Origin of the sequence: Rhodococcus sp. WMMA185, assembly GCF_001767395.1 — a bacterium.
GTDB lineage: Bacteria > Actinomycetota > Actinomycetes > Mycobacteriales > Mycobacteriaceae > Rhodococcus_F.
The window spans coordinates 557136-569292 of sequence record NZ_CP017014.1 but is presented as its reverse complement, the minus strand read 5'-3'; the positions used below and the strand labels follow the sequence as shown (position 1 = coordinate 569292).

Sequence of the window (12157 nt, the reverse complement as noted above, 5' to 3'; positions counted from 1 at the left end):
CCTGTCCGACGAAACCCGTTCTCCCCCGACCAAGCGAGGAAGCGAATCTACACCGTCCGGGCCAGGCGGTTGGCGAGCATCGAGGTGAAGTGCGCGGGGTCTGCGAGTTCACCGCCCTCGGCGAGCAATGCCATGCCGTAGAGGAGTTCGGCGGTCTCGCCCAGCGAAGCGTCGTCGCTACGTTCGCTCTGAGCATCCCGCAACCCGGTTACCAAGGGGTGAGTTGGGTTCAGTTCGAGGATGCGCTTCGTAACAGGTACCGGCTGCCCTGACGCCCGGTACATCTTCTCGAGCGTCGGCGACATACTGAAGTCGTCGCCGACTATGCAAGCCGGCGACGTAGTCAGCCGAGAAGACAGCCGCACCTCTTTGACCTGTTCATCCAGCGTCTCGGTCATCCAGGTGAGCAGGCCGGCGAAATCCTTCTCCTGCTCTTCCCGCTCGGACTCGTGTGCCTTCTTGTCTTCCTCGGTATCGAGATCGACCTCGCCCTTGGCGATCGACTGGAACGACTTGCCTTCGAATTCCGGAACGGAGCCGACCCACATCTCGTCCACCGGGTCGGTGAGGAGCAGTACCTCGTAGCCCTTCGCCCGGAAGGCTTCCATGTGCGGCGAACCTTCGAGCAACTGCCGGGATTCGCCGGTCGCGTAGAAGATCTGCTCTTGACCGTCCTTCATCCGCGAGACGTAGTCCTCCAGTGAGGTCAGCTCGTCCTCGCTGTGTGTGGACGCGAACAACGAGACGTCCAGCAGCATGTCCCGATTGTCGGTGTCCGACATCAGGCCTTCCTTGAGCGCGCGACCGAACTCCGCCCAGAACGTCTTGTAGTCGTCGACACGCTCCGCCTTCAGGTCCTTGATGGTGGTGAGAACCTTCTTGGTGAGCCTGCGGCGGATCGCCCGGATCTGCCGATCCTGCTGAAGGATCTCACGAGAGACGTTGAGCGAGAGGTCCTGTGCGTCAACCACACCCTTGACGAAGCGCAGGTACTCGGGCATCAACTGGTCGCAGTCGTCCATGATGAAGACTCGCTTGACGTACAGCTGGATGCCGGTCTTCCGATCTCGCATGAACAGGTCGAACGGCGCGTGCGACGGAATGAACAGCAGCGCCTGGAACTCGAACGTGCCCTCCGCCTTCATGGGAATGACCTCGAGTGGGTCGTCCCAGGCGTGGGCGATGTGCTTGTAGAACTCCTTGTACTCGTCCTCGGAGACGTCGTCCTTCGAGCGGGCCCACAACGCCTTCATCGAGTTGATCGTCTCTGACGTGATGGTGACCTCGTCCTCGCCGTCGCCCTCGGCCGGGACCTTGCGCTCGACGTCCATGCGGATCGGCCAGGCGATGAAGTCGGAGTATCGCTTGACGAGTTCCTTGATCTTCCATTCCAACGTGTAGTCGGGCAGATGATCTTCGGTGTCCTCGGGCTTGAGATGCAGTGTGACCGAAGTGCCCTGCGGCGCGTCGTCGACCGCTTCGATCGTGTACGTCGCCTCGCCGCTCGACTCCCAGCGCGTGGCTCCGCTCTCTCCGGCCTTGCGCGTCAGCAGAGTCACTTTGTCTGCGACCATGAACGTCGAGTAGAAGCCGATGCCGAACTGTCCGATCAGCTCCTCGGACGTGGCGGCGTCCTTCGCTTCCCGCAATTTCTGGCGCAGGTCTGCCGTGCCGGACTTGGCAAGCGTGCCGATGAGGTCGACTACCTCGTCGTGGGTCATGCCGATGCCGTTGTCGCGGACGGTGAGTGTGCGGTTCTCCTTGTCCACCTCGATCTGGATGTGCAGATCCGAGGTGTCGACGTCGAGATCCTTGTTACGGAAGGCTTCCAGCCGCAACTTGTCCAACGCATCCGAAGAATTGGAGATGAGCTCCCGAAGAAACGAGTCCTTGTTGGAGTACACCGAGTGGATCATGAGGTCCAGGATTTGGCGAGTCTCCGCCTGGAACTCCAGTTGTTCGATATTCGTGCTCACTTCGATTCCCTTCGACAGCAGAACCCTCTACACCTGATTTGGCCTACACCTGATTTGGCTGTGCCAGATTCGTCGTTCAAATGATAACCCGCTGCTCCGAAGCGCGATCTTCGGTAACCCGGCGATCAGCTACCGCCGAGCAATCCAAGCAGCCGGCCCTTCGTCGGCATGTGTTGCCGTGCAAGCACCTTCCAGACGATGCCGTCCGAGCGCGATAGGCCGAGTACGGGGATCCGCCCTCGCCAACCCGACGCCGTGATCGCGAAGTCGCACGCCCTACGGCGTCCCCAACCGGTATCGTCGGGAGGGACCCATACGACAGTCCCGTGGTAAGGGGTGGCCGTGACGATCGAAAGCGATCTGATCCGCAATATCGCTTTGGTAGGGCATCAGGGCAACGGCAAGACGAGCCTCGCAGAGGCAATGCTTTTCCGCGCCGGTGTCATCACCCGCCCCGGACGCGTGGAGAACGGCACCACCGCACTCGACACCCAACCGGAAGAGCACGACCACACCCAGTCGCTGACGCTCGGTCTGGCGTCCTTTTCCTGGGGCGACCATCGGATCAATCTCCTCGACCCGCCCGGCTACGCCGATTTCGTCGGCGACGCAATGACGGCACTTCGTGTCGCGGACGTCGCCGTGTTCGTGATCGACGGTGTCAGTGGACTACAGGTCAGCGACGAACTGCTGTGGCAGGCAGCCACCGAACGATCGATCCCCCGGATCCTCTTCGTCAACAAGTTGGACAAGGAGCGCGCGTCTTTCGACACTGTTCTCGCCGAGATCCGCGAACGGTTCGGCTCCGGAGTCGAAGCGATAGACATGCCTATCGGCGAAGCATCGGCCTTCTCTGGGGTCGCCGATCTGCTGACCGAACACGTCATCTTGTACAACGCGGGTTCGGCGACCACGAGCGACGAGCTCCCGGCCGACATCGCCGACCGCGAGCACGAGCAGCATGAGCATCTCGTGGAAGACGTGGTCGAGATCGAGGACGATCTGCTCTCCAAGTACCTCGATGGGGAAGACATCGGGGTCGCGGAACTCGAGCGCGCACTCCGAGTGGGCTTTCTCGACGGCTCACTGTGGCCGGTGCTCTGCGGGTCGGCCGTCGACGCCATCGCCGTCGATCACCTGCTCGACTTCGTGTGCCGGATCGCCCCTGCGCCGACCGAGGGCCCCGGCGTCGAAGTCCTCGGCAACGGCCGGCCAGGCGAGGTGCGTTGCGATCCGTCGGGTGATCCACTGGCGTACGTCTTCAAGACGCAAACCGATGAATACGTCGGCCAGGTTGCGTTGATGAAAATTGTTTCCGGCACCGTACACGCCGACGACGTCTTGGTGAATCAGCGAACCGCAGTGAAGGAGCGCCTACACAATCTGCTTCACGTCCTCGGTAGCAAACACACCACGATCGACTCTGCTGTGGCGGGCGATATCGTCGGGGCGATCAAGCTGACCGACGTCGCAACTGGTGACACCCTGGCGCCGATCGGATCCTCGCTCACCGTGCCGCCGGCCGAACACGCAGCGCCTGTATACGGCATCGCTGTTGCCGCCGAGAGTGCAGGTGACGAGGACAAGCTGTCTACCGCTCTGGCCGAACTCGTCAGCGACGACCCGACCCTCGAAGTAACCCGCGACAACGAAACCCATCAGACGGTGGTCCGGGGAGCCGGGGACATCCAGGTGCAGGTGGCCCTGGCACGACTACAGCGGCGATACGGGATCACCCTTCGGACCGAACCGGTGAAGATCGCGTACCGCGAGACGCTACTCGGATCCGCCGAAGCGGAGGGCCGGCACAAGAAGCAGTCCGGCGGTCACGGCCAGTTCGGAGTGGCAAAGGTCCGCTTCGAACCCCTTCCCAGGGACGAGGGCTTCGAGTTCTTCGACGAGACTCGCGGCGGGGTGATCCCCAAGTCCCTCGTCTCGGCGGTCGGCAAGGGTATCGCCGACTCCATGGGACGCGGGGGGCGGCACGGGTTCCCGCTCGTAGACTTGCGAGCCACCGTTCTCGACGGAAAACACCACTCGGTCGATTCCGATGACTTCAGCTTCAGGATGGCCGGGGCGCTCGCCCTCCGTGCGGCAATCGACAAGGTCGGCACCCTCGTCCTCGAACCCGTCGACCGTCTCGAAGTGACGGTGCCGGCAGCCGCCCAGGGCGATGTCATGGCAGATCTCGGGCGCCGGCGGGGCCAGATCGAAGGCACGGAACCGGCTCGCGACGGCGAGATCACCGTGATCGCCTCCGTTCCGACGAGCGAGATCACCGACTACTCTGTTGCGCTCCGATCCATGACCCACGGGCGCGGCCGTCTCACATTGAGCTTCAAGTGCTACCAGGAGCGACCGGAACCGCGCTGACTAGACACCGATTGACAGGGAGTTCTCAGGTTCGACCGATCGTTTACTTATCCTCGATCGGCAGGATGTTCCTCATGCCTGACGTGACCGTTCTTGCAGTCGGTGGCACCGGAGAGTCCTACCCCGATGACAACCGCACGCATGTGTGCGGAATGCTACGCAAAGTTACCGACGCACTCGATGGCCGTTTCACATCACGCTGGATCGGCTATCCGGCGTCATACGGACCGGTCGCTGCGGGCGGGCTGAGCTATCGCCATAGCACCGAGGCCGGCGCGCGTAAGTTGATCGACACCATCGAGAGCACGCCCGGATTGATCATGCTGATCGGCTATTCACAGGGCTGCACCGTGATCCGTGAGGTGCTGGGCAAAATAGCCACCGGCGAGATCCGCAAAGGCAACGTCTGCGCCGCGGGCCTGATCTCCGACCCCGAGCAGCCCGAGGGAGTCGTTCCAGGCTGCTGTGGGCGGGGCGTCGCGGGCGAAGGAGCACCGCTGTCGGACGCGATCCCTGTCCTCTGGATCGCGGACCCGAGCGACATGATCTGCAACGCCAGCGACGACAGCTACGTACGCGACATCGCCGACCTCACCCGGTGGATGTCGTTTCGAACGCATCGAGTATGGCTCGCGCAGACCTGGAAACTCCTCCATCACAACAGCTTCCAAAATGCTGACAAGACGAGAATCAGCCCGAAGCAATGGCGTACCGACATCAACCGGCTCCGGATAGCGATGGTCGAGATACTCGGCTATCTGCCGCCACGGCTCGCCTGGCGCGGCATAAACATCGTCAACTCACGGGGCGGACGACATGTCGCCTACGCCAGCGAACCGCTCGATGCGAGTGGTTTGACCGGGTGCGAGATCCTGGCCCAGTGGCTGCAGGTACAGGCGACGTTCACGCCACCGGTACGCGTCCTACCACCGCTACGCCTGGCAATGTAGTCCCGATCGGCCGGGCTCACGCCCTGCCTGGCTTCTACCCCGGCCTGGCTTCTACTCTGTGACGTCCCCGCACAGGATCGGGGCGAACAGCATCGTCGGGGTTCCGTTGTCGGCGATTTGATCCGACGCACCCATGTGCACATTCACGTACCAGCCCGTTGCGGGCGGGGGCGAATCGACGTCGTCGATGGTTGTGGTGGAAGTTGCCGAACCTGATTCATCGGCCTGTAGGTCCGGTACCGGATACACCACGTCCCCCTGTGCTGCGCACGACCCGGAGTGGACATGCACCGCATGGGTGCTGTCGGGCTGCAGACCGGTCACGTCAACTTCGACGCCGAGGGTGCGATCATCGCTGTTGTAGTTCAGCGTGGCCGTGCCTCGAGGAGTCTGGCCCTCGAGCGGCGGGGTCTGCATGTCCAGGTCCGCAGGGCCCGCCGACGTCGTGTCCGCGGGAATGTCCGCGCAAGAGATCGGGGTGAAGCTCACGTCTGTCGGAGCGCCGAGTTCCGCCGACGGAGCGAGATGAATATTCAGGTACGACTCGGTCGGGATTCCCTCCGGCACCGGGTCGCTGACGACAGTTTGCTGAACCGCCCCGTCGGCGTCCGCGGATATGTCCGGAAATGGCACCGAGGGCGGCTGGGTCTGGTTGGCGCAGGTCCCTGGGTGAATGTGCATCGCATGACTGCTGTTCGGCGTGAAGCCGTGCATGTCGATCGTCGCGGTGATCTCCATGGTGTCCGGATCCCAGCTCAGCGAGGCTGTTCCGGTCGGCATGTCATCGAGCGTGATCGTCGACGAGGCGGCTTGCGCTGCCGGGCTCGTGGCGGGCGAAGTGGTGGATTCCTCCGAGGTGGACGAACTAGAACAGGCGCCTAGAACGAGCACACTCGCAGCGGCAAAACATGCACCGGCACTTCGTAACATCTCGAGTCTCCCTGAAGTGGGCCAAGAAGTGACTGCCGTCTCGAACGCTAGGCCTGCTGGAGGAGAACTGTCAACCCACGACCCGACCCCTATACCAACGATTGCACGACAAGTGAATTAAGAATCTATGACGCGACGACGAGCTTGCCGAAATGCCGACCGGACTGCTGGTGGCGCAGCGCATCGGCCAAGCGATCGTAGGGGTATTTCGAATCGATGACGGGTCTGACCGCGAGGCCCTCGAGCCCAGCCACCATCTCCTCTTGATGTTCTTTGCTCCCGACCAACAGACCCTCGATGGTGACTTGCTTGGTCAGCAGCGGTGTGAAATCGACGGTGGACGACGCCCCCGACATGATGCCCAGCGCGGCGATCCTTCCGCCAACCTTCACAGCCGCGAGAGATTGATCGAAGGTCGCCGGCCCCCCGATGTCGAGCACGTGATCAACTCCGTTCCCTGCCAGGCGGAACACCTCGAGTCCCCAGTCTGGATTTTCCCGATAGTTCACGGCGAGGTCGACGCCGAGGCCGACGAGTTTGTCGATTTTGTCCGGTGAAGAGGACGTGCCGACGACGTGGGCTCCCACCGCCCTGGCGAGTTGGATAGCGAACAGCGACACCGTACTCGAACCGGGAACGAGCACGGTCTGACCCGGCCTGAGCGCTGCCGTTGAGAAAAGCGCTCGCCACGCAGACAGTCCCGCCGTCGGCAGGGTCGCAGCCTCGGCGTATGAGTAATCTTGCGGGATCAGGGTCAGCGCGGCGGCCGGCATCGTGACAAACCGGCGGGCGTACCCGTCCACGCCGTCGCCCGGCGAGTTCGCAAACCCGTCGACAGTGGGCTTCCCGTGCTGCCAATGCGGCAAATACGTCGTCATTACGCGGTCGGCGAGGCTGAACTGGGACTCTCCGTCGCCGATCGCAACAACCTCACCCGCCGCATCCGAGAGGAGGATTCGCGGGGAATCCGTCGTGATCGCGCCGCTCGCGACAAGGACGTCGTGGTGGTTCAGGGAGTTGGCATGAACCTCGATCGTGACTTCACCTGGTTGCGGGTCGGGCGCATCGATTTCGCGGGTGACGAGGTTGTCGAGACCGCCGGGCGGTACTACGTAGATTGCTGAGGATCGCATGTCGGCACAGCTATCGTTGTTTATCTAGATGTTTCGGCTTCAGAGCAGTGCCGCTTTGAAGCCGCCGTCAAGGATCAGGCTGCTGCCGTTGCACCACGACGACTGGTCACTGGCGAAGAACACCGCCGCAGCAGCTACCTCCTCTGTGCGCCCGTAACGCGTCTGCTTCGCGGAGACCAGGTCATCGAACCCACCGGCCTCGAGGCCGAGCGCTTCCTCGAAGGCCGGCTGATGGGTCTTGACGAGGTCGGTGTCGATGAACCCGGGGAGCAGCGCGTTGGCGCGGATGTTCTGGAAACGGAGTTCGGCAGAAAGAGTTTCAGTGAGGTTCCGTACCGCGGCCTTCGCGGCGGCGTAGCTTCCGATGAGGGCCGATCCGGCAGTCGACGAGATCGAGGAAATGGTCACGATCGACCCACCACCGGATTTCAACATTTCGGGCAGGGCGTGACGAATGGTCAGAAACACCCCGTCGAGGTCGACCGACATCACCTTTCTCCACTCCTCGAAGGAGGTCTGCACCAGCGGCTTGGTCGTGGCGATACCCGCGTTCGGAACTACCACGTGCAGACCACCGAACTCGGCGACCGTACGCTCGACAAGATTCAGTACCTGTTTCTCGTCGGTTACGTCGGCTGTGACCGCGATGGATCCATCGATCGACGACGAAACCTCCTTTGCCGCATCACTATTGATGTCCGTGACCACAACGCGCGCGCCCTCTGCGCCGTAGGCTCGGGCGATCGCGGCACCGATACCAGCACCGGCCCCGGTGACGATGGCTACCTTGTCGGCAAGCAGACCAACCATGTGCTTTCTCCTGCGGTGAGTGCGGTTGATGGGCCTCCCCGATGAGTGACGGTGACCACAAGGTCCGCAACGCACTCAACTCTAGTTTTTCTTTGACAACTGTCAAGAAAAATAGGGGCAGGTGTCAAGATTCTTGGCGCTATCCGGGCATGTCCGACTTTTCGGTCAGGCCTGGCTGCAGGGGCTGACCTGCACTGCCGCGCAGGGGGATACTCGGGGAAGATCGCCGCCCGCGGGCGGAGTCCAGCCGTCTCGAGGATGTACTCATGACCGAGCCCGAGTCCGAGCCCGTCGACGGGAACACCCTCGTCGTCGATGCGCTCACCGCCAACGGCGTCTCGACGATCTACGGGGTCGTCGGAATTCCGGTCACCGATCTCGCCCGCGCGGCCCAAGCTCGGGGCATGCGCTACCTAGGGTTCCGCAACGAGCAAGCCGCCGGGCATGCGGCAGCAGCCGCGGGCTATCTCACCGGTCGCCCCGGCATCTGCCTGACGGTGTCGGCGCCGGGCTTCCTCAACGGGCTGGTGGCGCTCGCGAACGCGACAGCCAACTGCTTTCCCATGATCCAGATCAGCGGATCGAGCGACCGCGCGATCGTCGACCTCGAGCAGGGCGACTACGAAGAACTCGACCAGCTGGCCGCCGCGCGTCCGTTCGCGAAGGCCGCGTACCGCGTCGACTCCCCCGAACTGATCGGTGTTGGCGTGGGCCGAGCGATCCGAGCCGCCATCTCCGGGCGCCCCGGCGGCGTGTACCTCGATCTGCCCGCCAAAGTCCTGGCCGCCTCTGCCGCAACCACGACCCGCCCCCCGATCGTCGATCCTTCGCCACGCCAGATCCCGGCACCCGAATCGATCGACCGCGCGGTCTCCCTGCTCGAGCAGGCTCGGCGCCCGCTGATCGTCCTCGGAAAGGGGGCGGCATACGCGCGCGCCGACACCGTGATCCGCGACTTCGTGGAGGCGACGGGTGCACCGTTCTTGCCCATGTCGATGGCGAAAGGACTGCTGCCCGACGACCATCCCCAGTCGGCGGCGGCGGCGCGATCGACGGTGCTGGCCGACGCCGACGTCGTCGTCCTGATCGGTGCACGCCTGAACTGGCTGCTCGAGCACGGCCGACCGCCGCGATGGTCCCCGAATGCGCGTTTCGTCCAACTCGACATCTGCGCAACCGAATTCGACAGCAATCGCCCGATCGAGGCACCGGTCCTCGGAGACATCGCCTCGTCCGCGGCCGCACTGCTCGCAGCGATCCGTCGGAGCCGTGTCGCCCCGGCGCCGGAATGGCGGGAGCGGATCGACGCGAAAAAGCGCGCAAGTATCGAGAGAATGGACGCGCAACTGCACGCCGACGTGCACCCGATGAACTTCGCCGTCGCGCTGCGGGCGATCCGGGACGTCCTCGACGATCACCGTGATGCCATCGTCGTCAGCGAGGGTGCGAACACCCTGGACAGCGCGCGCAACATCATTCCGATTTACTCACCCCGGCACCGACTCGACGCCGGTACGTGGGGTGTGATGGGTGTCGGCCTCGGATACGCGATCGCTGCTGCCGCGGAGACGGGTGCGCCCGTCGTCGCGATCGAAGGAGACAGCGCCTTCGGTTTCAGCGGCATGGAGATCGAGACAATCTGCAGGTACAAGCTGCCGGTCGTCGTGATCGTGTTCAACAACGGTGGGGTGTATCGGGGCGACGAGGCCAACGCCTACTCCGACGACCCGGCACCGACAGTGTTGCTGCACTCGAGTCGGTACGACGTGCTCATCGAGGCATTCGGCGGTGTCGGGTACCGCGCCGAGACGCCCGGCGAGGTGGCGGCGGCACTCCGAAAGGCACTCGCGAGCGCGGCCCCGGCGCTGATCGACTGTGCGATAGACCCAGCCGCCGGCACCGAGAGCGGCCACCTGCAGAAGCTGAATCGACCGGTACGCGAGGAGGAGCTATGACTGATTACGACGCCGACGGATACCTTGATCCCACCAAACCTCGAGCACTCGAGGGGATTACGGTCGTCGACTTCAGCCGGGTGCTCGCCGGGCCGACCTGCACCAGAATGCTCGCTGACGCGGGCGCCCGAGTCATCAAGATCGAACGACCAGGCGTCGGCGACGACACCCGCCAGATGGGCCCGTTCGGCGACGACGGCAGCTCCGAGTACTACCGTCTGGCGAATGTCGGTAAGGAGAGCATCGCGGTAGACCTGAAGGATCCGGACGACATGGAACTGGTGCGGTCGATGATCAAGCACGCCGACGTGGTGGTCGAGAACTTCCGGCCCGGAGTGATGGCCGGGCTCGGTCTTGCACCTGACGACCTCGTCGCGCAGCATCCCCGGCTGATCGTGTGCTCGATCTCCGGGTTCGGCCAGTACGGCCCGATGCGTCAGGAACCGGCCTACGACACGGTTGTCCAAGCCCTGTCGGGAATCATGGACGGCACCGGTTGGCCGGATGGTCTCCCGACGAGGGTCGGCACGTCGATTGCGGATATCGCCGGCGGGATCATGGGCTACAGCGGCGTCGTGACCGCCCTCGTCGCGAGGGAACGTACCGGCCGCGGGACCACCGTCGACATCGCGATGCTCGACAGCACCTTTGTCTTGATGCAACAGTGCCTGATGGACGTACTCGGACGCCGCGTGCGCCCGACGCGGCTGGGCAACCGGCACCCGTTCATGTACCCGTTCGACACGTTCGAATGTAGCGATCGACCGATCGCGATCGCCGTCGGCAACGACCATCTGTTCGAAATCTTGTGCAATGCACTGGGTCTGACGCATCTTCCGGCCGACGCACTGTTCGCCGCCAACGTCGACCGGTGTGCCAACCATGTCGAACTGAAGACCGCGATGGAGGAAGTGCTGCGCACCGACACCTGCGAAAGCTGGCACGGCCGTCTGGTCGATGCGGGTGTGCCCGTCGGAATGGTCCTCAACATCGAGGACACCTGCAAACTCGACCAGATCACGGCACGTGACATGATCAAGAACGTGGGCGGGTTCGACGTTCCGGGAACACCGCTCAAGTTCGGCACGTGGGATTCGGTGGGCACAACGATTCCTTCCCCGGACCTGGACGACTGCGGGGAAAAACTCCGGCGGGAGTTCGCGCCGCGGGGCGATGCCTGACGCGGGGCGCAGCCCGAGTGATCAGGCGCTGAACCAGTAGGCCATCACCTCACCCCATACCACCTGGAGCGCAATCGAACAGCAGACAGATCACCAGCGTGGGGACGCCTACGGAGCCAGCGAACGAGCCGGCTGCAAACCATTCGAGCGAGCCGGGGATGGGTACCTCGTCGTCTTCGCCGGTGTCGACGACCGGTGCCGCCGTCGTCACGCGGGCCACCGCCTGGATGCTGTTCTCCGACGGCGCAGCGTTCGCCACGGTGACACCAAACCCACCACCGACGAGCCCGACAGTGGCAGCAACAATCAACGGCTGCCGAATGGAACGAATCACAAAATCCTCCTGAAGTTGGCCAGAAGTCGACTCGGTGGAGCCTGACGCGAATCAGTAACCCCCCGTGCCGAACTCGGGTTTATCGACACCCCGACGCACACAAGCTAACACGTTCACTAGGACACACAAGCGGTCTCGGGCATGGTGCGGCCACGCCATCATCGTCGGGCCGCGACCGCCCAAACCCCCAAGAAACGCGAGGGTTGGCCTTCGATCAGCTGAGCACGTCGCTGAACTCGATCAGAGTCAAGGGGAGGCCTACGGAGCCGCCGAGCACGCCACCTACCAACGAGCCGAGCGCAAACGACCCGAAGTCGAGCGAGCCAAGGGTCGGTAGCTCGTCGTCTTCGCCGGTGTCGGCGACCGGTGCCGCCGTCGTCACGCGGGCCACCGCCTGGATGCTGGTCTCGGACGGCGCAGCGTTCGCCACGGTGACACCAAACCCACCACCGACGAGCCCGACAGTGGCAGCAACAATCAACGGCTGCCGAATGGAACGAATCACAAAATCCTCC

General features: G+C 63.5%; 10 protein-coding genes. 4 read left to right on the top strand and 6 right to left on the bottom strand.

Annotated elements, in window-relative coordinates:
* Positions 1-47: 47 nt before the first annotated feature.
* Positions 48-1976: a molecular chaperone HtpG gene (gene htpG / locus BFN03_RS02385; protein ID WP_070377658.1), complete on the bottom strand. Its 1929-nt coding sequence runs from the start codon at positions 1974-1976 to the stop codon at positions 48-50.
* 342 nt (positions 1977-2318) lie between these two features.
* Here htpG and BFN03_RS02380 point away from each other — a divergent pair, with 342 nt between their 5' ends.
* Positions 2319-4349 (top strand): elongation factor G, encoded by a 2031-nt coding sequence (locus BFN03_RS02380; RefSeq protein ID WP_070380549.1) that lies wholly within the window; start codon positions 2319-2321, stop codon positions 4347-4349.
* A gap of 74 nt (positions 4350-4423) precedes the next feature.
* Positions 4424-5299, top strand: a complete 876-nt coding sequence (locus BFN03_RS02375) for a PE-PPE domain-containing protein (RefSeq protein WP_070380548.1) — start codon at positions 4424-4426, stop codon at positions 5297-5299.
* Between the two features lie 51 nt (positions 5300-5350).
* On the opposite strand, the gene BFN03_RS02370 is transcribed toward BFN03_RS02375, so the two are convergent.
* The 3 genes from BFN03_RS02370 to BFN03_RS02360 all read right to left on the bottom strand — a co-directional run bounded on the left by BFN03_RS02370 (position 5351) and on the right by BFN03_RS02360 (position 8172).
* Positions 5351-6079, bottom strand: a complete 729-nt coding sequence (locus tag BFN03_RS02370; RefSeq protein WP_070377657.1) for a CHRD domain-containing protein — start codon at positions 6077-6079, stop codon at positions 5351-5353.
* Positions 6080-6354: 275 nt separating this feature from the next.
* Positions 6355-7362, bottom strand: a complete 1008-nt coding sequence (locus BFN03_RS02365) for a zinc-dependent alcohol dehydrogenase family protein (RefSeq protein ID WP_070377656.1) — start codon at positions 7360-7362, stop codon at positions 6355-6357.
* Between the two features lie 39 nt (positions 7363-7401).
* Positions 7402-8172, bottom strand: a complete 771-nt coding sequence (locus BFN03_RS02360; RefSeq protein WP_070377655.1) for a glucose 1-dehydrogenase — start codon at positions 8170-8172, stop codon at positions 7402-7404.
* A 266-nt stretch (positions 8173-8438) separates the two neighbouring features.
* Between BFN03_RS02360 and oxc the strand changes: the two genes are divergently transcribed.
* Positions 8439-10127, top strand: a complete 1689-nt coding sequence (gene oxc, locus BFN03_RS02355) for an oxalyl-CoA decarboxylase (RefSeq protein WP_070377654.1) — start codon at positions 8439-8441, stop codon at positions 10125-10127.
* Complete coding sequence (locus tag BFN03_RS02350) at positions 10124-11308, top strand: CaiB/BaiF CoA transferase family protein (RefSeq protein WP_070377653.1); 1185 nt, start codon at positions 10124-10126, stop codon at positions 11306-11308. Before oxc ends, BFN03_RS02350 begins: the two co-directional genes overlap by 4 nt.
* A 49-nt stretch (positions 11309-11357) precedes the next feature.
* On the opposite strand, the gene BFN03_RS02345 is transcribed toward BFN03_RS02350, so the two are convergent.
* Entirely contained in the window at positions 11358-11642 is a 285-nt protein-coding gene (locus BFN03_RS02345) for a hypothetical protein (RefSeq protein ID WP_070377652.1), read from the bottom strand.
* A gap of 214 nt (positions 11643-11856) precedes the next feature.
* Positions 11857-12147, bottom strand: coding sequence for a hypothetical protein (locus BFN03_RS02340; protein ID WP_070377651.1), 291 nt, complete (start codon positions 12145-12147; stop codon positions 11857-11859).
* Positions 12148-12157: the final 10 nt, after the last annotated feature.